24 protein-coding genes are annotated in these 24518 nt (G+C 47.7%); 16 read left to right on the top strand and 8 right to left on the bottom strand.

What is annotated here, in order from left to right; genetic code table 11:
• Positions 1 to 36 precede the first annotated feature (36 nt).
• The gene (locus I4W93_RS18535) at positions 37 to 1227 is read left to right on the top strand and encodes a DNA recombination protein RmuC (RefSeq protein ID WP_205313011.1); all 1191 of its coding nucleotides are present in this window, start codon (positions 37 to 39) and stop codon (positions 1225 to 1227) included.
• A 56-nt stretch (positions 1228 to 1283) separates the two neighbouring features.
• Entirely contained in the window at positions 1284 to 2033 is a 750-nt protein-coding gene (locus I4W93_RS18530; RefSeq protein WP_224673551.1) for a substrate-binding periplasmic protein, read from the top strand.
• Here the strand turns inward: I4W93_RS18530 and I4W93_RS18525 are convergent.
• Genes I4W93_RS18525 through bepA form a run of 4 tightly spaced genes read right to left on the bottom strand, consistent with a single transcriptional unit; the run spans position 2030 to position 4847 of the window.
• A complete protein-coding gene (locus tag I4W93_RS18525) occupies positions 2030 to 2449 on the bottom strand; it encodes a DUF2069 domain-containing protein (protein WP_224673549.1) in 420 nt (139 codons plus the stop codon). The genes I4W93_RS18530 and I4W93_RS18525 overlap by 4 nt on opposite strands.
• A gap of 2 nt (positions 2450 to 2451) precedes the next feature.
• On the bottom strand, positions 2452 to 3030 hold the full coding sequence (wrbA, locus tag I4W93_RS18520; RefSeq protein WP_205313009.1) for an NAD(P)H:quinone oxidoreductase: 579 nt from the start codon (positions 3028 to 3030) through the stop codon (positions 2452 to 2454).
• Positions 3027 to 3374, bottom strand: coding sequence for an arsenate reductase (glutaredoxin) (arsC, locus tag I4W93_RS18515; protein WP_205313007.1), 348 nt, complete (start codon positions 3372 to 3374; stop codon positions 3027 to 3029). Before arsC ends, wrbA begins: the two co-directional genes overlap by 4 nt.
• A 27-nt stretch (positions 3375 to 3401) precedes the next feature.
• Positions 3402 to 4847: a beta-barrel assembly-enhancing protease gene (gene bepA, locus I4W93_RS18510; RefSeq protein ID WP_205313004.1), complete on the bottom strand. Its 1446-nt coding sequence runs from the start codon at positions 4845 to 4847 to the stop codon at positions 3402 to 3404.
• 201 nt (positions 4848 to 5048) lie between these two features.
• Here bepA and I4W93_RS18505 point away from each other — a divergent pair, with 201 nt between their 5' ends.
• The gene (locus tag I4W93_RS18505) at positions 5049 to 6125 is read left to right on the top strand and encodes an AI-2E family transporter (RefSeq protein WP_205313002.1); all 1077 of its coding nucleotides are present in this window, start codon (positions 5049 to 5051) and stop codon (positions 6123 to 6125) included.
• Positions 6126 to 6135: 10 nt separating this feature from the next.
• Here the strand turns inward: I4W93_RS18505 and I4W93_RS18500 are convergent, their stop codons facing one another.
• The 4 genes from I4W93_RS18500 to I4W93_RS18485 all read right to left on the bottom strand — a co-directional run bounded on the left by I4W93_RS18500 (position 6136) and on the right by I4W93_RS18485 (position 10495).
• Entirely contained in the window at positions 6136 to 8190 is a 2055-nt protein-coding gene (locus tag I4W93_RS18500) for a TonB-dependent receptor family protein (protein ID WP_224673548.1), read from the bottom strand.
• Positions 8191 to 8194: 4 nt separating this feature from the next.
• Positions 8195 to 9316 (bottom strand): PQQ-dependent sugar dehydrogenase, encoded by a 1122-nt coding sequence (locus I4W93_RS18495; protein WP_205312998.1) that lies wholly within the window; start codon positions 9314 to 9316, stop codon positions 8195 to 8197.
• A 167-nt stretch (positions 9317 to 9483) separates the two neighbouring features.
• Entirely contained in the window at positions 9484 to 9948 is a 465-nt protein-coding gene (gene bcp / locus I4W93_RS18490; protein WP_205312996.1) for a thioredoxin-dependent thiol peroxidase, read from the bottom strand.
• A gap of 19 nt (positions 9949 to 9967) precedes the next feature.
• Positions 9968 to 10495, bottom strand: coding sequence for a glycine cleavage system transcriptional repressor (locus I4W93_RS18485; protein WP_205312994.1), 528 nt, complete (start codon positions 10493 to 10495; stop codon positions 9968 to 9970).
• 185 nt (positions 10496 to 10680) lie between these two features.
• Between I4W93_RS18485 and dapA the strand changes: the two genes are divergently transcribed.
• The 13 genes from dapA (at position 10681) to I4W93_RS18420 (ending at position 24508) form a co-directional block, all read left to right on the top strand.
• Positions 10681 to 11562 carry a 4-hydroxy-tetrahydrodipicolinate synthase gene (dapA, locus tag I4W93_RS18480; RefSeq protein WP_205312991.1) on the top strand — a complete coding sequence of 294 codons (882 nt, stop codon included), beginning with the start codon at positions 10681 to 10683 and terminating at the stop codon, positions 11560 to 11562.
• A 53-nt stretch (positions 11563 to 11615) separates the two neighbouring features.
• Positions 11616 to 12674, top strand: coding sequence for an NlpB/DapX family lipoprotein (gene bamC / locus I4W93_RS18475; protein WP_205312989.1), 1059 nt, complete (start codon positions 11616 to 11618; stop codon positions 12672 to 12674).
• 47 nt (positions 12675 to 12721) lie between these two features.
• Positions 12722 to 13783: a DUF2066 domain-containing protein gene (locus I4W93_RS18470; RefSeq protein WP_205312987.1), complete on the top strand. Its 1062-nt coding sequence runs from the start codon at positions 12722 to 12724 to the stop codon at positions 13781 to 13783.
• On the top strand, positions 13783 to 14478 hold the full coding sequence (hda, locus tag I4W93_RS18465; RefSeq protein ID WP_205312985.1) for a DnaA regulatory inactivator Hda: 696 nt from the start codon (positions 13783 to 13785) through the stop codon (positions 14476 to 14478). The genes I4W93_RS18470 and hda overlap by 1 nt, the downstream gene beginning before the upstream one ends.
• A 110-nt stretch (positions 14479 to 14588) precedes the next feature.
• Positions 14589 to 15569 carry a phenylalanine--tRNA ligase subunit alpha gene (gene pheS, locus I4W93_RS18460; protein WP_205312976.1) on the top strand — a complete coding sequence of 327 codons (981 nt, stop codon included), beginning with the start codon at positions 14589 to 14591 and terminating at the stop codon, positions 15567 to 15569.
• Between the two features lie 15 nt (positions 15570 to 15584).
• Entirely contained in the window at positions 15585 to 17972 is a 2388-nt protein-coding gene (gene pheT / locus I4W93_RS18455; RefSeq protein WP_205312974.1) for a phenylalanine--tRNA ligase subunit beta, read from the top strand.
• Positions 17973 to 17974: 2 nt separating this feature from the next.
• Positions 17975 to 18271, top strand: coding sequence for an integration host factor subunit alpha (ihfA, locus tag I4W93_RS18450; RefSeq protein WP_068235786.1), 297 nt, complete (start codon positions 17975 to 17977; stop codon positions 18269 to 18271).
• A gap of 143 nt (positions 18272 to 18414) precedes the next feature.
• Entirely contained in the window at positions 18415 to 19356 is a 942-nt protein-coding gene (locus I4W93_RS18445) for a YbgA family protein (protein WP_205312972.1), read from the top strand.
• A gap of 1 nt (position 19357) precedes the next feature.
• Positions 19358 to 20779 carry a deoxyribodipyrimidine photo-lyase gene (gene phrB / locus I4W93_RS18440; RefSeq protein ID WP_205312969.1) on the top strand — a complete coding sequence of 474 codons (1422 nt, stop codon included), beginning with the start codon at positions 19358 to 19360 and terminating at the stop codon, positions 20777 to 20779.
• On the top strand, positions 20776 to 21219 hold the full coding sequence (locus tag I4W93_RS18435) for a nuclear transport factor 2 family protein (protein ID WP_205312966.1): 444 nt from the start codon (positions 20776 to 20778) through the stop codon (positions 21217 to 21219). Before phrB ends, I4W93_RS18435 begins: the two co-directional genes overlap by 4 nt.
• 45 nt (positions 21220 to 21264) lie before the next feature.
• A complete protein-coding gene (locus I4W93_RS18430; protein ID WP_205312963.1) occupies positions 21265 to 22521 on the top strand; it encodes an NAD(P)/FAD-dependent oxidoreductase in 1257 nt (418 codons plus the stop codon).
• A complete protein-coding gene (locus tag I4W93_RS18425) occupies positions 22521 to 23270 on the top strand; it encodes a DUF1365 domain-containing protein (protein ID WP_205312961.1) in 750 nt (249 codons plus the stop codon). Before I4W93_RS18430 ends, I4W93_RS18425 begins: the two co-directional genes overlap by 1 nt.
• Positions 23267 to 24508 carry an SAM-dependent methyltransferase gene (locus tag I4W93_RS18420; RefSeq protein WP_205312958.1) on the top strand — a complete coding sequence of 414 codons (1242 nt, stop codon included), beginning with the start codon at positions 23267 to 23269 and terminating at the stop codon, positions 24506 to 24508. Before I4W93_RS18425 ends, I4W93_RS18420 begins: the two co-directional genes overlap by 4 nt.
• The last annotated feature ends 10 nt before the right edge of the window (positions 24509 to 24518 follow it).

The raw sequence follows: 24518 nt of genomic DNA, 5'->3' as shown, positions 1-24518 counted from the left end.
GGGTGTCTGGCACTGGATTGCTGCCACAGGAGTTTTATGACGACAGAATATTGGTTTTTTTTGCTTACCGGTTTATTAGCGTTAAATGGGTTGCTATTAGTATGGTTACTGCTGCGTCGTGCAGACGTGGGCGCGCAACTGGCGCAGTTTAGATTAGAGCAAGTGCAGCAACAAGGGCAACTACAGCAGCAGTTGCTTGAACAGTTACATCAACAGCGCCAGCAGCTACAACAGCAACAACAGGAACATTTACTGCAGCTGCTACAAAAAATAACTGACACTCAGCAATCAGCTCGGTTTGAGCTAAGCAAGAATTTACAGCAGCAAGCAGCCATATTGGCTGAGCAGGTTAAACAGCTTACGGTGAGTATCGATCAGCGTTTAAAAGACATTGCCGGCCAGGTCGAGAAGCGTTTAAGTGAGGGGTTTGAAAAAACCAACCAAACCTTCACCGACATTGTAAAGCGGTTAGCGCTGATTGATGATGCGCAGAAAAAAATTACTGAGTTATCTACCAATGTCGTGAGTTTGCAGGAAGTTCTGGCCGATAAACGTTCTCGTGGTGCCTTTGGTGAGGTGCAGTTAACTGCACTTATCCGCAATGTGTTACCCGAACAGCACTTCTCTATACAGCACACGCTGAGCAATGGCCGCATTGCCGATTGTATGCTGTTTTTACCCAAACCCAGCGGTGATATTGCTATAGATGCTAAGTTTCCGCTGGAAAGCTATAAAAAGATGACAGATGTGCAGCTATCAACTGATGAGCGTAAACAGGCTCAGCGGCAATTTAAGCTGGATATTAAAAAGCATATTAATGATATTGCTGACAAATACATAATTGCCAACGAAACTGCTGATGGCGCCATTATGTTTTTGCCGGCTGAAGCTATTTTCGCTGAATTACATGCCTATCATGCCGATATTGTTGAAGAGGCATATCGGAGACGGGTGTGGTTAACGTCACCAACAACATTGATGGCAGTGCTGACTACAGCACGTAGTGTATTAAAAGATGATGCAACCCAGCGTCAGGTGCATTTAATTCAGCAACATCTGGTTAAGTTAGCCGAAGACTTCGACCGTTTTCGTGGTCGTTTTGACAACCTTGCCAAGCATATTGACCAGGCCGCCGTAGATGTAAAACAAATTCATACCTCGGCCACTAAGATAAGTAGTCGTTTTAGCCAGATAGAAAAGGTGGAATGGCTGGAAGAAAGTGACTAGGCTGTATTAGGGCTTGTTAAACTACATTGATGGGGTTCTGTGCTTAAAGGGCGATTATGCGAGTAGTTACGTTGATGTTGATGTTGTGCTCGGCGGCAGTTTTAGCGCAGGAGCCCAAGCCACTGCGGGCAATTGTCAGTGACAGCAACACAGCGCCTTATGCCATCTTTGCTGCCGATGCTTCGCTGCAAGCCGGTTTAAGTAAAGATATTATTGATGAGCTGGGCCGCCAGTTGGGCCGGCCTGTGCATTATTTAAATTTACCGCGTACCCGGGTCGAGCCCTGGTTGCTTGAGGGTAAAGCTGAACTCGGCTGTTTTTTAAATCCCGACTGGGTTACTGCAGCGGAACAGTTATTATGGACTGACGCGCTGTTTACCACACAACAATTACTCATACGCCGGCATGATAGTGCACCGCTAACGGGCATTCAATATCTTGCTGGTAAGCGGGTTGGAACGACCTGGGGTTTTACTTACCCGGAACTTGAGCAGGTATTTCGCTCCGGGGATGTGATACGTGATGATGCGCATTCACTGGAAAGTAATTTGCAACGGCTGCTGCAGGGACGTTTAGATGTGGTGATGACAGTAGATTTGTCTTATCACTTTTACCAGAAAACTGCCGGTGATCTGCAGTTAGCCGCGGATCCATTGTGGTCAGAGCCGCCGGCTGTATATTGTGCTTTAAGCCGATATGATATGGATGCTGCTGCTGAGTTAAAGCAGCAGTTCCGGCAGTTGGTGCAGTCAGGTTTTATTGCACGACAGTTAGCGTTTTATATGGGGCGCTCAGCCCGGGATTAAGGCCTGGGATCATCTTTAAGTTTAGGAATTTTCAGCCCAAGCTCCTGGCCTCGGTAGCGGGCATAGTAAGTGCAACCGATAAACATCATGCAAGCCAATACCAACTCGAGCAGCGATAACATTCTATGCGCACCAGTGCTTACCCAAAGATTAGTTAAGCTGTGCAAAAAATATATCATCACAATAAAATTAGCCCAGGCCATAGTGTAGGCGTGGCCTTTGACAATGCCATAAAACGGTAGCCATAACGGCAGCCACAATAAACCTAGCAAAACGTAAGGGCTACCCAGTTGCGGCGGCGCTAGCCAGAGGATCCAAAGTGGCTGCAGTAGCCACAAACCAAAAAAGCCCAATCGACCCAGTAATAGATAACGTACCGTATTTAACGCCATTGGAACTGAACTGCTGTGAACCATGGTTATACCTTGTGTTGTTTTAGTTTCTGGCTTAGAAGTGCCAGACGTTTACCAAAGCCGATAGCCAAACGCTGTTCGTCGACACTAAGCTTGGTGTCCGCGTGATGGCCACTGACATGACTGGGGCCATAAGGCGTGCCTCCAGTTTGAGTTTGGTGCAGTTCAGGCTCGCTATAAGGTATGCCCGTGAGCAACATGCCATGATGCAGTAACGGCAAGCTCATACTCAAGAGTGTGGTTTCATTACCGCCGTGCATACTACCGGATGAGGTAAAGACGCCGGCCGGCTTATCAATAAGCTCGCCTTTTAACCACAGGCTAGTGGTGCTATCCCAAAATGCTTTAGCATCGGCGACCATATTGCCAAACCGTACCGGGCTACCAAATGCCAGGCCATCACATTGGCTTAGTTCGTTGATGCTGACAATGCTGTGCCGGCTGCTATGTTGTTGCTCCAGTGGTGGGATACAGCGAACCCGGGCTTCGGCGCCAGCTTGCTGCACACCAATGGCGATTTTGTCTGCTAAGGCTGCCACCGCACCATGGCGGGAGTAATATAGCACCAGAATAGAGCAATTCATGACAACAGTGACATTATATTGCTAACCGGACGCCCGATAACCGCTTTGTCACCTTTTACGATAACCGGCCGTTCAATAAGTTTAGGCTGTGCCACCATAGCTTCAATCAGCTGTTGTTCGCTAAGTGTGGCATCATCAAGCCCAAGCTGGATAAACTCGCTTTCTTTTTCGCGTATTAGTGCGCGAGCTGGCACACCTAATTGTTGCAGCAGTATCGTCAGCTCGACAGCAGACAACGGCGTTTTCAGGTATTCAATAACGTCAATGTCATCATAATGTTGTTGCAGTAAAGCCAGCGCTTCGCGGCTTTTTGAGCAGCGCGGGTTATGTAGAATTTTAATCATCAGAGTGTTCCTATTGCTTATTTGCGCTTACATGCGTTGTAGGCGATTGAATTCAGACTGAAGTTGATTTTTTTTCGCTTCAAGCCGTCTGTTTTCCAGCTTATCTTCCTGTTTCAGCTGGTTTAGTGCTTCATTCAAATCGTCTATAGCCTTGGGGTAGTTTGCCAGCTGATAGCTAAGATCAGCTCTTGCCTCATAAAACTTGGCCAGGTCGCCCAACGCTTTATAAGCGTCAGAGAGCATGTCATAAGCAATAATGTTGTCATTTTTGTAAAACAGTAAACTTTTCAATAAATGCACCGCCAGTCGATGGGCGCCTGCCTTTAACGCTGCATTGGCATAATTTAATGTAACCACCTGATTATTAGGCCGCAATAGGTATTGTTTTTCTAACATTTCCAAGCACATTTTGTACTCTTTTTGCGCTAGTAAAATGTCGGTATACACATCTATGTAATACAGATTGTGTTGGTCTGTTTCCAGCAATTGCTCTGTTAGCTGGCGTGCTTGCTCCAAATTGCCATTGTCCAGCAGGGTAATGGCCAGACCATATTGGTTCGCCTTGGTGTTGCCACCCGGTTCGCGCAACATCCGCCGAAATACTTGTTCCGCGTCTTTGGCATTATATTGATAGCGGGCCAACACTCTGGCTTTGCTTAAGGTGAAGTCCTGGCTGTCCGGAATAAAGCGGCGTTGAAATTGCTCTGCTCGCAAACGGGTGTCGCTAACACGGCTTTGTGATAACGGGTGTGTTTGCAAGAATGACAGTTGTTGGTTAATAAAACGGTTTTGCTCAGTCAGCTTACGAAAGAAATCTGGCACGGCGTAGGGGTCAAAGCCAGCATCAGCCATTACTCTCATGCCAATACGATCGGCTTCTTGTTCATTGCTGCGGGTAAAATTTATCGAGCTTTGCTGGGCAGCGCCCTGCGTTGCCATCATTGCGGCCATGCCAGCTTCCGGGTTTACGGTCGCCAGCACAATAGCACCAAGAATACCGGCCAGTGTAAGAGGGGCTTTTTGGCTTTGAGCTTCGACAAAACGTGCGATATGGCGCTGCGTTACGTGCACTACCTCATGCGCCATTACAGATGCGAATTCACTTTCATTATCAGCAACGGCCAGCGTGCCGGTATGAGAGGCTACATTGCCGCCTAATGTTGCGAAGGCGTTGATGTTTTTATCCTGTACCCAATAAAACTTAAACGGAAACCGCACATCTGCAGCGTGCGCGACCAGACGGTTGCCGATAGAATTAATATACTCATCCAGTAATGGGTCGTACACCATAGGTAAGCTACCACGGGTTTGCCGCATCATTACATCACCAATTTGTTTCTCTTTTTCTGGTGTAATAACGCTAAAGCCGTTGCTGCCCAAATCGGGCAAGGTGCTATGCGATTTGACGGGTGTAACTAATAAAGCCAGAAACAGGCCATATACTAAAGGCTGGGTTACAGCTGAGAATTTCATGATTTAAAATACCCGGGCTTGTTTATGCTCGATAAGTAACGTGCAGACTTTGGCTGTAATTCTGCGGTTAAGTTCCATTGGAAATGCAGCGTTAATTTAGCATAAATTTTGTCTGCTCAGACAGTTAAGCGCCAAATTATCTGCTATCTCCGGTATACTCGGACAATAGATAAGCAGATCGCTGTTAATACGGAGCAGAAGATGCTGGACTGGTTGAAAAAATGGTATGTGCATAAGTTCTCTGATCCACAGGTAGTGACACTTTTTTTGTTACTGCTAATAGGGTTTATGTCGATATATTGGTTAAGTGGCATTCTGGCGCCCGTGTTGGTGGCCATTGCGTTTGCGTACCTACTGGAGTGGCCGGTAGTCAATCTAACCCGCTTAGGCTTGTCACGTGCCGTCAGTACCGTAGCGGTAGTGGCTGCTTTTGTCGGCATTGCAACGTTAACGTTAATGTGGATTATTCCTATTGTGTGGTATCAGGGTCGTAATTTGTTGCGCGACTTACCGCAAATGATAGAGCAGGGTAAAGCTTATTTGCTGGAATTGCCGGCCGCATTTCCTGGTGTAGTTAGCGTTGAACAGATTAATACTTTGATGCACTCTGTTGATGAGCGTTTAATGAGCTTTGGCCGCGACATGCTGCAACTGTCGCTGGCGTCTATTGTAGATTTGGTCGCACTGTTGATTTATTTGGTATTAGTGCCAATGATGGTGTTTTTTATGCTAAAGGATAAAGCCCAACTTAGCGCCAGTTTTGTGCAGTTGCTACCGACAGAGCGCAAACTGATAGGCCAGGTATGGCATGAAATGAATGCGCAAATTATGAATTACATTCGCGGCAAAATTCTTGAAATTTTGATTGTCGGTACGGCCAGTTATATCGTATTTGCCTTGTTTGGCCTTAACTACCCATTGTTACTGGGTGTGTTAGTGGGTTTGTCGGTTTTAATCCCCTATATCGGTGCGGCGGTAGTAACGTTGCCGGTGGCGCTGGTTGCGTTTTTCCAGTGGGGGCCCACAGCTGAGTTTGGCTATTTAATGCTGGCGTACGGCATTATTCAAGCGCTTGATGGTAACTTGCTGGTCCCGTTGCTGTTTTCTGAAGTAGTAGATTTAAACCCGGTATTTATCATTATTGCGGTGTTGTTTTTTGGTGGCCTGTTTGGTTTCTGGGGGATTTTCTTCGCTATTCCGTTGGCTTCATTGGTCAAAGCTACCGTTAACGCCTGGTCAGCCAGAGTGTACCCACAAGCGGGTGTCACACAGGACTGACCATGTGGTGTTAAAAGGAATAATGTGCTGCAATGCCGGCGCTAAGCTGCCGGCCCGGCGCGGGTTCAATAGCACGGCCATTGCTTTGGTTAACAATCACCGAGCCGACATAAGCTTTGTCCGTTATATTGTCCAGCGCCAGCCAGTAATCTAGTGTTAATTGCGTAAACTGTTGGCTATGTTTTGCGCTTAAAGCAAAGGTGATGGCGCCGGGTGAGTGGGCGCTATTGGCATCATCCAGATACACTTTGCTGCGATACTGACTATGCAAACTAATCTCACTGTTATGCTGCCATGGCAGGTAGGCCAGCTGCCAGTGTAATTGGGTGCTGGCAATGCCAGGTAAGCTATTGCCCTTTAAGCCGGCATCGGCAAACTCTGCGCTTAAGTAATGTCCATTAAACCGATGCCGAAGGTAAGGATTTTGTTGCCAGCTAAGTTGTATCTCCAAGCCATGCCGCTGAGTTTTAGCTGCATTACGGTAACTGGTTCGTCCTCCGGTGGCACTGTCTACCAATAGTTCATTTTCGGTGCTGACATTAAACAAACTGATACTGCCGTTACTGTTAGAGTCTGCGTTGTCATGGAGTTGCCATTTCAGACCAGTTTCCCACTGCGTGTTGGTACTGGCATCCAATGCCAGGTTGACACCACTGCCGTCACGTTGATAGGCAATCTCAGCCAGGGTGGGGGTTTCAAAGCCTCGGCCAGTGCTAAAGAACGTACTTAAACTATCACCGAGCCGATAACTTAGTCCTAATGCCACAGCGTGGTTATAAAAACGTTTGCTACCGCTATCATCGGGATTGACGGCGTTAATAAAACGGTCGTCAACTAACAAAGCCAAATCACTGTAGCGCCAGCCACCTTGCACCTGCCAGCGTGTTGCCGGTTGCCAGTTAAAGCGCAAAAAAGCATCTTTGTTTTCCGCGCTGTCGGTTTGGTTGCGCCGTAATTCGCCTCGTTGACCAAAGTCATTAACGTAACCTTGTCGGTCATCATCACTTTGTACCATAGTAGCGCCGATACGCAGCTGATAATTATTGCCTTGCAGCAGGCGAATATCGCCACTGATACCGCTAAATTGTCGCTGCAAGACGACCTCACCACCGGCCGATGTTAGTGCGCTTCCTGTGAAAGCCAGGCGCTGGCCGATATGCCGGTCGCCAAGCCAGGTATTTAGCTGCCACAGATCTGCCTGCTGGTAGTCACTCAGGCTTAGACTAAGCTGGCGCTGGCGGCTGTTTTTTTCCGTATCAAATCGTGTGGCTGCAGCATCGGTTTGGTTTGGCTGTGTTTGCCAGCTTTGCAGGCTTAATCCAAGTGGATCTTGTAATTGCGGATCTCGGGCGTAATCCAGCCGAGCTGTTAGCCGGGCGGTTTGCACCACTGGCGTACGATATAGAAATTGGGCTTGCTGCTTTTTTGCTGCAGAATGCTCGCGGTAACCTGCAGTATCGAAGTGTTTAAGGCTCGCACTTAAACTGTTATCACCCTCTACCCAGTCCGCATAAAGTCGGTATTGCCGGTGCTGTTCACTGCCGGCGATTGCTGCACCAGCGTTGCTTTGCAGTGGTGTTTTGCTGTAAAGCGAAATAACCCCACCAGATGCATTGCCGTACAAGGCGGCCAGCGGGCCTTTTAACACTTCAACTCTGTCGATATTATCCAGTAAAATACTGGATAGCTGGCCCTGTCCGTCAGGTGTTGATATTGGAATGCCGTCTTGCTGCAAGTACAACGACCGCACGCCAAAAGGACTGCGGCTGCCAAAACCACGAATGCTAACACGGGTGTCTTGAGCAAAGTTAGCCCGGCTGTCTGCCTGAACACCACTAATGCTGTTGAGCAATTGGGCGCTATCAATAATAAGGCCTTGCTCAGGGGCAAAGGCAAGTTCAGTAGACGTTGGACTGCTCAGCCAGGACTCACGTTGCTGAGCCGCACTAATGACAATAATTTCGGTTTCCGCGCTGCTGTTCTGGGTTTGCGCTATGACATTATGTTGGCAAAGTGGTAGCAGCACTACAAGGGCAGTGCTGCTGCGATTTATTGCGCGCGACAACGTATTATTGCACCGGCGTTAAGCGCAGTACCTGACCATCAGAGCTGTCGGTTAACAGATAAACCGCACCGTCTGGCCCTTGTTCCACATCGCGCACGCGCTGACCAATCATGATGCGCTCTTCATGGCTGACTTTATCGCCATTTACCTCAAGCCGCACCAGTTGGCCGAATTTCAATGAGCCAACCAAGATGTTGTTTTTCCAGCCGCTGAATACCTCAGCGCCGTAAAACAGCATGCCGCTAGGTGCGATAGACGGGACCCAGTAATGCAACGGTTGTTCCAGGCCATCCTGAGTGTTTTTACCTATGACACCACCGCCGTACTCTTCACCATAGGTAATCAGTGGCCAACCATAGTTTTTCCCTGGCTGGGCGATATTAATTTCATCGCCACCTTGTGGGCCGTGTTCATGGGTCCATAATGCGCCGGTTTGAGGGTGCAGTGCTGCACCCTGAATATTGCGATGGCCGTAAGACCAGATCTCAGCTTTGGCATTGGCCTGGCCGATAAAAGGGTTGCCTTGTGCTGGCGCACCGTCGCGGGTGATGCGTACTACACTGCCAACATGGTTCGCCAGGTTTTGTGCTTCCTGTCGCTGGCTGCCACGATCGCCTAAGGTAACAAATAAGTTACCATCGTTATCAAACACTAGCCTGCTGCCGAAATGGTGACGGCTATCAAATTTTGGCTGCTGGCTAAACACCAGTTGCACGTCTGTCAGTTGATCATTCTTCAATACGGCACTGGCAACTGCAGTGCTATTACCACCGTCGCCGGGCTCGCTAAAACTAACATACAGCTGTGCACTAATGGCAAAATCCGGTGCCAGTACAACATCAAGTAAGCCGCCCTGACCACGGGCGTCTATGTCTGGTAAACCGCTAAGCGGTGTTTTACTTTTGCCATCAGCACTAATTAACAGCAAGCCACCGTTACGCTCTGTCACTAACATTCTACCATCTGGCAAAAATGTCATTCCCCACGGATGCTTGAGGCCAGACACCAAGGTATCCATTTGCAGCGTGGCTTTTTCAGTTTTGACTGTATCCGCGATGGCAGGGAGGGACAAAGTCGCTGCTACTGCAGCGGCAACAACCAGATTTTTTGCAAGAAATTTTTGCATAGTAGACTCCGGATAATAATCAGTGGTTAACGATAACAGCAAGCTAGCACAGCTGCTTAGTGCAATAAGACAAGCTGCTGTTATATCACGTCGTGTGGTGTCGTTGGCCAAGCCCACATGACCCTGGTTCAGCGCCGCCTACGTAGCGTTAGTTCAGCTTATGTAGTTCAACTTAAATAGTTCAGCACAACCTGGTGATGATCTTTAGTTTTAAAGTCATCAAATACTTTTTCTACTGTGCCATCTTGTGCAATTAAAAAACTGATACGGTGCAAACCATCGTAGGTTTTGCCCATAAACTTTTTCTCTCCCCAGACACCAAACGCATCCGCGACCTTATGGTCTTCATCAGATAACAGCGTAAAATTTAATTGATCGCGCTGCGTGAACTTGTCCAGTCTTGCCGGCGAGTCAATGCTAATCCCTACAACGCTGACACCTTTAGCGGCGAGCTCGGCTTTCACATCACGCAAGTTGCAGGCTTGCACCGTACACCCCGGTGTCATAGCTTTGGGATAAAAATAAACCAGTACCCGGCTTTGCTTTAACAGTGCAGATAAGCGAACTGTATTGTTGTGCTGATCTTGCAATGTAAAATCGGGTGCGGCTTTGCCGGCCGGTAGATAAGTCATTATATTCTCCGTAGTCAATTTAAGTCTGTGCAGTAAAACTACCCGTTAAATTCATCTCAGCTAACAGCGCCATAATCGCCGCGTTAATTTTTTCAGGCTGTTCGCCAGCGGGCAGCTCCAATGTCATTAAAGTATGCATTTCACTTTGCTTGCCATCAGTTTCCGCCCGGGTTTGTGATTGCAAAGAGCCGATATATATCTGGTGGCTGGCTAGTAATCCTGTAATAGCGCCAAGTGTACCCACCCTGTCCTGGCCGGTGTATTCAAGCACATAATGTGCAGCGACCGGCTTTGGCTGGTGGGCTCTGGTACGCTTAGTCATGGTGGTTAGATCAAGTTCCAAGCCAAGACCCGGCAACAAGTGTTCGATGCGGCTGATAGCAGCAGGATCTCCGGAAAGCAACATGATAAACGTAAATTCACCACCGAAAATGGCCATCCGGCTGTCAGTAATATTGCAATTACAGTCGGTAACTAAACGCGCTAATTTACTCACAATACCGGTGCGGTCTGTGCCAATAGCGGTTACTACAAGTTGTTGTGGCATAATATAAAAATCCTGAAGACCAAGCGGAAATAACGGATGCTTAAAAGCTGATATTAAGTGTACCACACCAATAGAGGATGTCATCCGTCAGCCGTTACCCGTTAGAACAGCATAAGGATTCTTGTGTTTAGGTCAGTGTCTCTTTAACATAGGCGCCCTTAACGGTTAATGGGGCTGTATTAGAGATGTTCAGAGGAAGTTGGGTTGCGCTTATCACACCTATGACTGCCAGTGGCGAGATTGATTATAGCGGCCTGAAGTTACTGGTCGATTTCCACTTGCAAAATGGCACCACGGGCGTGGTGATTATGGGCACTACCGGTGAGGCGGCAACAATAAGTTTTGCTGAGCAACTGGAGGTGATTACTGCGGTGTGTGATCAGGTAAAAGGCCGTATTGGGGTCGTTGCTGGTAATGGCGCCAATGCCACAGCAGAAGCAGTTGAGCGCACTAAAACCTTATCTAAGTTGCCTGTTGATGGATTTTTAACCGTAACACCGTTTTATAACAAACCGATGCAAAAAGGCATGATTCTGCATTTTAATGCCGTTGCAGCAGCGACAAATAAGCCGGTACTGCTGTATAACGTGCCAGGACGAACCGGCGTAGATTTGTTGCCAGAAACTGTTGCTGAGTTGGCTAAAACAGCCAACATAGTCGGCATTAAAGAAGCGACGGGCTCTATGCAACGTCTGGCCGAGTTAAAGCAGCTGTGTCCAGCCGATTTTATGTTATTAAGTGGTGACGATGCCTCTGCGGCAGAATTTATGTTACAAGGTGGACATGGTGTCATTTCGGTGACGACTAATGTGGCGCCAAAACAGATGGCGTTATTATGTCAGGCCGCGCTATCAGGTGATAAGGCCGCAGCACAACAAATAGATGGCAATTTACAAGCATTGCATCACGATTTATTCATTGAGGCTAACCCGATACCAGCGAAATGGGCGCTATTTAAAATGGGCCTGATTGGATCTGATATGATGCGCTTGCCGCTAACACAGCTTGAACCAATTCATGGCGCCATAATCGAACAGGCATTGGCAACAGCCGGTATACAGATCTAATTGCGTAATGACATGCAATTGCATCGTGCAGCACCATATTTAGGAGTATTTACGTGCAACATTGGGTTAAAAGTAGTGTAGTAGCCAGCGTTTTGCTGACAGGATGTTCTGTATTTCAAGCCGAACCGGTAGCCGAAAACAGCAGGGGCAATAATGTTAGTGCGCTGAAAGTCCCTGCTGGGTTACAACAGCCTGCGGCACCGGGGCAATATGACATTCCTGCATCAGATGCGGCTGTAACCGCTGTTGAAATCCGCTCGCCAGCACTGGTTCTGGCAACGGCTTCAAGCAGTCGGGTAGAGGAAGGCGAGAAATTAGCACGGGTTTGGTTCGATCGTAATGATTATACTGGTGAGTTGCTGCCATTTTTGCAGCAAGTGCTGAGCAAGCAATTCGCTGAACAAGGTATCGAGCTTAATCAAACGGATACCGAAGGGCTGGAATATACCACTGGCTGGATCACGCGGTCTAATGAAACGGGTTTTTGGTTTTGGCAATCAACTGAGACCACAGAGCAAGCACGCTTTAAATTGAAATTTGAGCCGCGCCCGCACGGCCGTTCAGTGAGTTTAATGCTAACGATGCTGGAACATCAATATTTCACCTCGCAAGGTAAATTGGATGGCCGTGACGCCCAGCGCCAGGAAATCGCGTTGTTAAACCAAATTATTGACCGGGTAGGTAAAGAAGAAATCGTTGTAGCTATGGCAAACAAAGCCAAAGTCCCTGATGTATCACTGGAGCCGGGCTTTGACGCTGAAGGTAATCCTGTGCTGTTAAGTACTCAGTCTATTGACGTTGTTTGGTCGCAACTTGAACTGGTATTTGATGCATTAAACCTTGATGTTACCGATATGAACCGCTCTGTTTATACATACTATCTTCAGTATACTCAGCCAGAGCAAGGTTTCTGGAGTAGCTTGTGGGGCAATGCACCGCCAATTGCGTTGCCTTTGTCGGCAGGTGAGTATCAGTTGGTGTTGAAGCGCCAGGAAAGTGGCACGTCATTGAGTTTACGCGATAGCGCAGGCACTGCACTATCGCCACAGCAAGTGCTCGATAGTTACCAGCCTTTTGTTCAGGCAGTACAACGCGCCAGAGTTGAACTTTAAATCGAACGTAGCCACCGTTTGGTGGCTTTATGTTGTCTAGGGTGTTTATGTTCAAGCAGCTAATTAGCATTGTGTTTGTTGTGGTGTTGTGGCTTACCCCTCAAGCGGCAGCCAACCAAATTGATAATTTGTATCAGGCTGATGTTGAAACTACACCAGACAACAGCAGCTGGCAGCAACAAGCATTATTACAGGTGTTGGTAAGGGTGAGCGGCAATGCTGCTGTGATGGAAAATGACGCCGTAAAAGCCGAGCTGAGAAATGCTGCAGGCTATGTTAAACAGTTTGAAACTGTGCGACAAAATACTGGAGCTAATGTCCGACGAGTGTTGTTAGATGCCGGTAAAGTAAATCAATTGCTACAAAGCCAAGGCATGCCAGTGTGGGGTGCTCTGCGCCCACTAACCTTAGTTTGGCTGGTAGAGCAACACGCTAACGACAGGTTATTCGTGCGTCAGCCCGAGCACAAATTTAATCAGGCAATGCAACAGGCCTTTGCTTTTTATGGCTTGCCGCTACTTATGCCGCTTTATGATATTGACGACATCCTCAGCCTGAACGAAACAGATGTCTGGGCCGGGTTCTGGCAACCGATAGAACAAGCCAGTAACCGTTATTCTGCCGATGTACTGATAGCTGCAAGTGTGGTGTCTGAAACGCAAGAAAAGGACGTGACGTATCGGTTGACCTGGCAAATGCAACAAGACAGCCGTACATACAGGGCTGAAGTGAGTGCGGCAACTGAAATTGAGTTAATGCAGCAATTTGCGTTGGACTTGGCTCAACAGTTATCGCAGCGCTTTGCTAGTGTAGCTTCAGCTGAAGGCGAGATGAAGTTGTTGATAGATATACAACAACTTAGTGGTCTTGCTGATATCGTGTTAGTGCAGCGTGCACTGGCACAGGTTGTGGGTGTTTCTCAGGTTACGGTAAAACGCTACCAGCAAGGAACCGCCCGATATGAAGTTCTAACCAATATCAGTGCCGAGGGCTTAACCAATGCACTGCGTTTTAATCGACAGTTACAGCCTGTTGTTACCGATAACGACCAGCCGTTAACTATTAATAGCTCGCCGGTTCTGGCGACCTATCGTTACCGTTCGCGCTGATGCAACCACTGCAATACACGCTGGCTGTAACCTTACCAGAGGATGAGACCCTGGACAGCTTTTATGCTACCGGACAAACGGCAGCAGTGGCATTTTTGAAACAGTATCTGCATAATCCGGCACAGCAAAGTCCGGTGTATTTGTTTGGTGCCAGTGGCAGCGGCAAATCACATTTACTTTACGCTGCTTGTGTACAGGCACAAGAGCAAGGTTTTACCAGTCAATTGTTAACACTAGATGATTGGCGTTTACTAAGCCCACGCTTACTGGATGATTTAGAGCAGTTGGACTTGGTTTGTCTGGATAATATTCAGGCTATTGCTGGTGAACTGAGCTGGCAAACGGCGGTGTTTGACTTGTATAACCGCATGGCAGAGCAAGGCAAAGCGCTGATTATCGTTGGTAACCAGGCGCCACAGCAACTTGGGCTGCAATTGGCTGATCTGGTGTCGCGGCTGCAAGCCTGTACCGCATTTCAGCTGCGTTTACTAACCGATGATGATAAGCAAAAACTGCTGCAGCAAAAAGCCCGCTTGCGTGGCATGGATTTGCCTGACGAGGTTGCTCGTTACCTGTTAAATCATCAGGACCGTGATATCCGTGCGTTGGTTGCCATTTTAGATAAGCTGGATAAAGCCACTATCGTACATCAACGCAAGCTTACCATTCCATTTGTTAAAGAAATCCTCAATTAATCCATACTGTTTGACAGAAAAAGTGCGCTAAACGTCTGCGTTTACTTTAGGTTCTGGTGTATCATTAGCGGCTTTGACACCTATCAACGCTAGCTGCTTTGAGGACACGCATGAACCTGACAGCAATATTGGAAAACGCCTTACAGGCCGTTGCCGCCGCCGCCGATATTCCGGCATTAGAACAGATCCGGGTTGAATTTCTGGGTAAAAAGGGCAGCATCACAGAATTATTAAAATCGCTCGGTGCTATGGAGCCTGAGCAGCGTAAGCAAGCTGGCGCCGAAATCAACGAGCTAAAGCAGCAGGTACAGGATGTGTTAAACGCGCGTCGGGACCTATTGCAGCATGCCCAGCTGGCAGCTAAGTTAGCGCAAGAGCAAATCGATGTCACGTTGCCAGGCCGAACCCTGGAAACCGGCGGCTTTCACCCGGTTACCCGCACCATTGAACGTATTTCCGCTTTTTTCGCTGAGCTTGGCTTTGATGTAAAACATGGCCCGGAAATTGAAGATGACTTTCATAACTTTGATGCGTTAAACATACCTGATCACCACCCGGCTCGGGCTGATCATGATACCTTCTATTTTAACCCCAAGCTGATGTTGCGCACCCAGACGTCTGGTGTACAAATTCGTACTATGGAACAACAAAAGCCGCCGCTGCGGATCATTTCACCTGGCCGCGTGTACCGCAATGACTACGATCAGACCCATACGCCAATGTTCCACCAGGTAGAAGGTTTAATGGTAGATACCAAGGTTAGCTTTACCGAGCTAAAGGGTATATTGCACGATTTTTTAAACAACTTTTTTGAAGAAGACTTACAAATTCGGTTTCGGCCGTCTTTTTTTCCGTTCACTGAGCCTTCAGCTGAAGTCGATGTAATGGGAAAAAACGGCAAATGGTTAGAAGTGCTGGGCTGCGGCATGGTGCACCCAAATGTGCTGCGTTCAGTGGGTATTGATCCGGAAGTGTACAGCGGTTTCGCTTTTGGTATGGGCGTAGAGCGTTTAACTATGCTGCGTTATGGCGTAACAGACTTACGTGCCTTCTTTGAAAACGATTTACGTTTTTTAAAACAGTTCAGATAAGCGGAGTTAATTTAGATGAAATTCAGTGAAGCCTGGTTACGCGAATGGGTAAACCCAGCCATTGACACCAACACCTTATCTGAGCAGTTATCCATGGCTGGCCTCGAAGTAGACGGTATCGAGCCGGTTGCAGGTATGTTTAGCGGTGTGATGGTAGGTGAAGTGGTCGAGTGCGGCCCGCATCCAGACGCCGATAAATTACAGGTAACCAAAGTCAGCATTGGCGCTGACGAGCTGTTAGACATTGTTTGTGGTGCAAAAAACTGCCGTAAAGGCTTAAAAGTTGCGGTGGCGACTGTCGGCGCCGTACTGCCGGGTGATTTTGTTATCAAAAAGGCCAAGTTACGTGGCCAGCCATCTAACGGTATGTTGTGCTCTTTTTCTGAACTGGGTATGGCGGACGACTCGGATGGCATTATGGAGCTGCCACAAGATGCGCCTCTGGGCCAGGATATACGCCAATATCTGCAGTTAAATGACAATATTATTGAGGTGGATTTAACACCAAACCGTGCCGATTGCCTGGGTATTAAAGGTTTGGCGCGGGAAGTTGGGGTATTAAATAAGCTGGAAGTCTGTCAGAACGACATTTGCCCGATAACGCCAACAATAAGTGATAAAAAAAGCATCAGCTTAAGTGCGCCTGATGCTTGCCCGCGTTATTTGGGCCGAGTTGTGCGCAACATTAACGTAAAAGCAGCAAGCCCATTGTGGTTGACTGAAAAACTGCGCCGCTGCGGTGTGCGTAGTATTGATGCGGTAGTGGATATTACTAACTTTGTATTACTTGAGCTCGGCCACCCGATGCATGCCTTTGACTTGGCGCAAATTGACGGTGATATCGATGTACGTTTAGCTGTCGAAGGCGAGAAGCTGGTACTGCTGGATGAAAGTGAAGTAACGCTAAAAAGCAACACTCTGCTCATTGCTGATAATAGCAAAGCGTTGGCGATGGCAGGCGTGTTTGGTGGTTTACACAGTGGTGTTACTACCAATACAACAGATATATTCTTAGAAAGTGCTTTTTTTGCGCCGCTGGCTATTGCGGGGAAGGCACGGCAATATGGCTTACACACTGACGCTTCACACCGCTATGAGCGCGGTGTTGACCCACAGTTACAGCACGCTGCCATGGAGCGGGCGACCACTTTACTACTGCAAATTTGCGGCGGTGAAGCCGGTCCGGTAGTGGAGGCGGTATCGGACGCTCATTTACCTAAAGCTGCCCAGATAAGCCTTAGCGAAGCTAAGCTGGCACGTATTTTAGGTATTAGCATCAATAAAGCTGAAGTAACCGCCATTTTCGTGCGTTTAGGCTTGCAGGTTACTGACACGGCAGATGGCTGGCAGGTTGTGGTGCCGGGTTATCGGTTTGATATCAGCATCAGTGAAGATTTAATTGAAGAAGTGGCGCGGGTGTATGGTTACAACAATATCCCCAATGTGGCGCCGCAAGCTGCACTTAAGATGCGTAGCTTTAATGAAGCTGAGTTGAATGTACAGCGTCTTCGCACAGTGCTTGTTGACCGTGGTTACCAAGAAGCGATCACCTACAGTTTTGTTGACCCGAAAGTGCAGCAACAGTTGTTTCCGCAACAAAGCGCATTGGTGCTGCCAAATCCGATATCAGCAGATATGTCGGCGATGCGGCTTAACCTTTGGCCAGGTTTGTTGCAAACGGTGCAGTACAATCAGAACCGGCAACAAAATCGTATCCGCCTGTTTGAGTATGGTCTGAAATTTATTCCCGATGACGCTGCCGAAGGAGGGGTTAATCAGGTTGCGGTGCTGGGTGGTGTTATTGTCGGCTCGATGCATAACGAGCATTGGAACATGGAAAACCGTGCTGCAGACTTCTACGATGTTAAAGGTGATGTGGAAGCAATATTGGCACAAACGTCAGCCCCGGAGCAGTTCCGGTTTGTAACCGCTGAGCACAGTGCATTGCATCCTGGACAAACGGCAGCGATATATCGTGGCGACATATTGGTGGGTTATATTGGCGCACTACACCCAGAAGCTGAACGTAAACTGGGTATTAAAGGTAAGGCATACCTGTTTGAGCTTGAATTGGCAGGCCTTGGCCAGCGCGACATAGTACAAGCACGTGAGTTGTCTAAGTACCCGGCAAACCGCCGTGATTTAGCGGTTGTAGTGAAATCAGGGGTGCGTTTTGCTGATATTGCTGCTACTATAAAAAAAGTTGGCGGAAATCAACTAGTTGACCTAAAATTGTTTGACGTATATACAGGACCGGGTGTGGCAGAGGGTTTTAAATCGCTGGCCATTGCTCTGACCCTGCAGGATTTAGCGCGTACCCTGGAAGATAGAGATATCCAACAGTTGGTAAATCAAGTAGTTAACGCGCTTGGTGAAGAGTTCAACGCAACGTTGAGGGATTGAGAATGGCGCTTACCAAAGCCGATTTAGCAGAACGTCTGTTTACAAAATTTGGTGTTAGCAAACGCGATGCCAAATTAATAGTGGAAGCTTTTTTTGAAGAGATCCGCGCTGCCTTAGAGGCGGGTGATCAGGTAAAGTTATCCGGCTTTGGCAATTTTGACCTCCGGGTTAAAAATCAACGCCCAGGCCGAAATCCGAAAACGGGTGAAGATATACCGATATCTGCCCGCTGTGTGGTGACTTTCAGGCCGGGCCAAAAGCTCAAATCCCGGGTTGAGGTTGGCACCAGTAAGAAGTAGGTGTTAAAAGTCTGCTCAATAAAACGGCAAGTAGTGTAGGCTACTTGCCGTTTTTTTATGCAATCAGCACCAAGTCGACATTAATTTCCGATCGAGATCCCCGTAGCTACGTATTAACAATAGCTGCAGAATAGGGTTGAATTATGACGATTAAAATTGGTATCAGTGCCTGTGTACTTGGAGACAAAGTTCGCTATGACGGTGGTCACAAGGCGTCGATATTTTGTGTGCAGCAACTGGCTCCGCTAGTGCAATATGTCCCGGTATGCCCAGAGATGGCGATAGGTATGAGTGCACCTCGCCCAGCCATACGCTTACAGCTTGACGATGAGCACACCGTACGTCTGGTGCAAAGTAACAACACCACTATTGATCATACAAGTGCAATGTTGGCGTTTACCGAACGAAAGTTGCCGCAGTTATCCGAACTTAGCGGTTATGTGGTGTGTGCTAAGTCACCTAGTTGTGGCATGGAGCGTGTGCGCTTGTTTGATAAAAAAGGCCAGCAACTGGGCAAGCTTGGCGTTGGTTTGTACACTCATCAACTGATGCAAAAATACCCTTGGCTACCGGTAGAGGAAGATGGCCGGCTATTTGATGCGGTATTAAAAGAGAATTTTATCAGCCGCGTATTTAGTTGCTACGACTATCAGCAAAGCATGCAAGATGGCTTTACGGTGGGTAAGCTGGTGGCATTTCATAGCCGTTACAAATTTTTAGTGATGGCACACAGCCCAATGGCTTATCGTACTTTGGGGCGTCTGGTGGCGCAGGCTAAATTATTTTCTGCGGCTGAATTACAACAGCGGTATTTACTGGAGCTAATGCAAGCGCTTAAAAATATTGCTAGCCGTAAACAACATGCCAATGTATTACAACATTTACAGGGTTTTTTAAAACACGGTTTATCCGCTGAGGCTAAACAGGAGCTGGCTGACCTAATTCACCGCTACCGGCAAGGCTTCGTGCCGCTGATGGCGCCACTAACCTTGTTGCAGCATCATTTAAAGCAACAGCCAAACAGCTATGTTAGCGCACAACGTTATTTTTCGCCTTATCCGGAAGAGCTTGGGTTGAGGGCCTGATATGCAAAAATTGCATCTGGTGTGGCTACGCAATGATTTACGCTGTATGGACAACACGGTGTTGTATGCGGCGGCAGAGCAGGCACAAGCCCAAAGCGCTGCGTTGTTGGTGCTGTTTGTCGCGACTCCCGCAACGTGGTCTGCGCATGATATGGCGCCGATAAAGCAAGACTTAATTCGGCGACGCGTTATGCAGTTACAGACTGAATTATTGGCTCTGAATATTCCGCTACTGGCAATAGAAGGCAGTAGCTATAAACAGCTTCCAGCCTTGTTTAACCAACTGTGCCAACAGTTTGAGTTGAATGTGTTTGTGCAAACTGAATACGAGCTGCGAGAGCAACAGCGCGATGCAGCAGTTGAGCAAATAGTTTTGGCGCATCATGGGCAGTTCATCCGGTTTGATACGCAGTGCATTATGCCGCCAGGTACAGTATGCACTCAGCAGGGCGATGTTTATAAAGTGTTTACCCCATTTAAACGTACCTGGCTAAAACGCTTGCACGAAAACGGCTTACATTGTGTTGCTCGACCCAAAGCTTTGGCTAAACGAGCATTAAGTTTACCGGCTTTTCCTCTTATGCATGCTGGTGACGAGAGTTCTTCCGCTTGGCCGGTTGCAGAAACCGACGTGCTGGAGATGATGCGTAGTTTTTGTCGCGAAAAAGTAGCCGATTATCAGCAACAACGTGATTTCCCAGCAATTGACGGTACTTCTAAGTTGTCGGCTTATTTGGCAATCGGCGTGGTTTCAGCCGCACAATGTGTCGCGCGTTTGCAGCTGGAAGCTCAAGACAGTTGGGCGCGGGAGAAGAGCGGTGCTGAAGTGTGGTTATCTGAGTTGATATGGCGCGAGTTTTATAAACATGTTCTGGTAGCTTACCCCGGTTTGATAAAGCATCAGCCATTTCAGGCTGATACTGCGGCAATTCGCTGGTCAAACAATCCGCAGTTGTTTCAAGCTTGGTGTGATGGCAATACTGGTTATCCTATTGTAGATGCGGCGATGCGGCAACTTAATCAAACCGGCTGGATGCACAACCGCTTGCGGATGATAGTGGCGAGTTTTCTGGTAAAAGATTTACATATCGATTGGCGCTGGGGTGAGCGCTATTTTATGTCCAAGCTGATTGACGGTGAATTTGCCGCTAACAATGGCGGTTGGCAGTGGGCAGCATCGACTGGTACTGATGCTGCGCCGTATTTTCGTATTTTTAATCCGGTTAGCCAAAGTGAAAAGTTTGATCCACAAGGCGTTTTTATCCGTTTGTATGTACCAGAGCTGAGTAAACTGCAAGATAAGACTGTTCATTGGCCGCACAAGCTAGGTGGCGTTAAAGGCTACCCGTCTCCGGTGGTAGATCATGCAGTGGCACGCAAGCAGACATTGGCGCTTTTCGCAGAGGTAAAGAAACCCTTATGAACACTGCAGTCACTCCACGAATTACGCAATTTCTGAATTTTTACAACGCGTTATCCAGCGCAAATATGCAGTCGCTGGCTAACATATACCATAATGACGTGGTGTTTATTGATCCGGTGCATGAAATTCATGGTCGTGATGCTCTAAGCCAGTATTTTGCTAATGCTTACGCACGTTTGCAACATTGTGACTTTACTGCATTGGATAAAATGGAGCAGGAGCAGCAAGGCTTTATTAGCTGGCGGATGCAGTTTTGCCACCCTGCTATAGGTAATGGTAAAAGTATTCATGTTGACGGCTGCTCTGTACTGCGATGGCAAGACGGCTTGATAAAATACCACCGCGATTATTATGATTTAAACGAAATGGTTTACCAGCATTTACCGGTTATAGGCTGGCTAACAACTAAAGTTAAACAACGTATGGCAAAGAGCGCATAGTAGCAAGACAGGTTACAGCGGCTTAGGTAGTGTTGAAGGAGTAGTATGCGCATAGCAGTAGTAGGTGGTGGTATTTCAGGCATGATGTCATGGTATTTGTTGCAACAAAAACATGATGTTACTGTGATAGAGGCAAATGATTATCTGGGCGGACATACTGCCACTGTCGATGTTGAAGTGGCGGGTAAATCTTATGCTATAGACACTGGTTTTATCGTATTTAACAACTGGACCTATCCGGTTTTCAACCGCTTAATTGCCGAACTGGGTGTGGCATTTCAACATACCCAGATGAGTTTTTCTGTAAAAAACAGTGCGCAAAACCTGGAGTACAATGGCAACACGCTTACCAGTTTATTTGCCCAGCGACGCAACCTGATACGACCTTCATTTTGGTTTATGCTGTTTGAAATTATGCGTTTTAACAAATTGGGTAAGAAATTGCTTGTGCAAGATCACGCAGATTTGGACTTGGCGTTAGGTGATTTTTTACTAAAGTATGATTTTGGCGCGGCTATTCGCGATAATTATTTACTGCCTATGGGCGCGGCTATTTGGTCTGCCGGTTTGGCTGAGATGCCTGCTTTTCCACTGCGTTTTTTCCTACGCTTTTTCAACAATCATGGTTTACTCAATATCAGTGACCGGCCACAGTGGTCGGTAATAAAAGGCGGTTCGAAACGCTATGTTGAAGCGTTGCAAGCCAAGCTCGGCACAGATAAGGTTAAGTTAGCGCAGCACATTACCGCGATAGACCGCGATGCCAGCGGCGTAACGATAAGTTTTGCCGACGGCCGCGCAGAGCAATACGATAAGTTGGTATTGGCCTGTCACAGCGACCAGGCACTGGCTCTGCTGGGGGATGCGGCATCTGAAGATGAGGCTGCGGTGCTCGGCGGTATTGCTTATCAAATGAATGATGTGGTTTTGCACACTGATACGCGTTTATTGCCAGACCGAAAACGAGCCTGGGCAGCATGGAACTATAACCTCGATGCCAATATTCACCAGCGCGCTACGCTTACGTACAATATGAATTTGTTACAGGGGATCACTGCACCAGTAACTTTTTGCGTGACATTGAATAATACCCAGGCGATAGATCCAGCTAAGATTCTTGGCGTGTATCAATACGCTCACCCGGTCTACAACCACTACACTCTGGCAGCACAGCAACAGCGCAGCAAAATTAATGGCGTTAATCATACTTACTATTGCGGCGCTTATTGGTACAACGGTTTTCATGAAGATGGTGCCAAAAGTGCAGTTGATGTAGCCGCCTTGCTTGGAGTTATATACTGATGATTGCAGGCCATGCAGTGTATCAGGGGGAGGTCGGCCATTTGCGCTTGACCCCACGTGAGCATGGTTTTAATTACCCGTTGGCACAGTATTGGCTAGATTGCACCCAGTTACACCAGGTTGCATTGGCAGAAAAAGGTGTAAACTTTGAGCGCTTTGGTGCCTTAAGTTACCGGCGGCGTGATTATTTGCCCGGCGCTGACAACCTGTATCGCGCAGTATGTGACAAGGTTTCTGAGCTAGGAGGGCATACAGTACCCACCAGAGTTTTTGTACTGACACCGCTGGCAAACTGGGGGTTATATTTTAGTCCGTTGACACTTTATTACTGTTACGACGCTCAAGAGAAATTTAGCTATTTATTGGCTGAAGTGTCCAATACGCCCTGGAATGAGCGGCATTATTACCTACAGACCATAGTGGCTGAGCAACAGCGTTATCAGCATGCTAAAGCGTTTCACGTTTCGCCATTTAATCCGATTACCATGCAGTATCACTGGCAAATTACTGCGCCTGACAATACCCTGCGTTGTAGTATTGCGAATACGCAGGAGGATAAAAAAATCTTCAGCGCCTGGATACATTTAACCCGACATGAACTTAGCCCTGCGTGGCGAAAACATTGGCTGATCCGCCACCCATGGCAGAACGTACAGGTGATAGCGCGTATATATTGGCATGCACTGAAGTTGTTATTGAAACGTGTTCCCGTGCATGCCCATCCCAAGACAAAGGATACAAATGCATGACAATGAGTTTGATTGAAACCTCAGTTTTCGACAATTTGAGCTGGTTCGAGCGCTTATGCCGCAAGTTCGCACTGGACTTTATCAGCCAATTGAAACACGGCGATATTACCGTGGTAGAGGGCAACCAACGTCTGCGCTTCGGCGATGAACATGCAGCGCTGAAAACTGTGATTACCGTGGTTGATCCGGCATTTTATCAAAAGATGGTGATGGCAGGCTCCGTTGGCGGCGGCGAAGCCTATATTTATGGTTGGTGGCGCTGTGACAATCTGACCGCTTTGGTGCGAATTTTTGCCCTTAACTTAACCACTCTAGACAAGCTGGATTCTGCTATTACCCGCCTGGGCCGGCCACTGCTGAAACTTCTGAATTGGCGTAATCGTAATTCTAAAGCGCAAGCCAAAAAGAATATTGCAGCGCATTACGACTTGGGTAATGAAATGTACCGTTTGTTTTTAGATGACAGCATGATGTATTCCAGTGCGGTATACCCGGACGACACGGCTGATCTTACGGTGGCGCAGCAACACAAATTGCAATTGATTTGCCAGCGATTACAGCTCAAATCCAGTGATCATTTGCTGGAAATTGGCACCGGCTGGGGCAGCATGGCTATTTATGCAGCGCAGCATTATGGTTGTAGAGTTACCACTACCACCATTTCACAGCAACAGTACGATTATGCCAAAGCACGTATTCAGGCGCTGGGTTTACAGGATAATATCAGCTTGCTGTTAAACGATTATCGCGACCTGGATGGACAATACGACAAGCTGGTATCAATTGAGATGATTGAAGCCGTGGGTGAGGAGTATTTGGATACGTATTTTGCTAAGTGCGCCAGCCTGCTCAAGCCGGATGGTTTAATGGTGCTGCAAGCCATTACTATTGTCGATCAGCGCTACAGCCAATATGTGCGTGAAGTAGATTTTATCAAACGCTATGTGTTTCCTGGAGGTAGTCTGCCGTCGGTCAGTCGGATGACTGACGCCGTGAGCCGAAAGACAGATTTGGTAGTTCGACACTTGCAGGATATTGGCTTCGATTATGCCCGCACATTAAAGGATTGGTGTGACAACTTTATGCACGCCCGTGACAGAGTTCATCAGTTGGGTTACGACGATAATTTTGTCCGTCTATGGCAGTTTTATCTTTGTTATTGTGAAGGCGGATTTAGAGAGCGAGCGACCAGCGCTGTACATATGGTATTGGCAAAACCACATAACCGCAGCACTTAAGATTTTTTCG

The sequence above is a fragment of the Rheinheimera maricola genome (assembly GCF_016918075.2).
Taxonomy (GTDB): Bacteria; Pseudomonadota; Gammaproteobacteria; order Enterobacterales; family Alteromonadaceae; genus Alishewanella; species Alishewanella maricola_A.
This window is presented reverse-complemented; position numbering and strand designations above follow the sequence as displayed.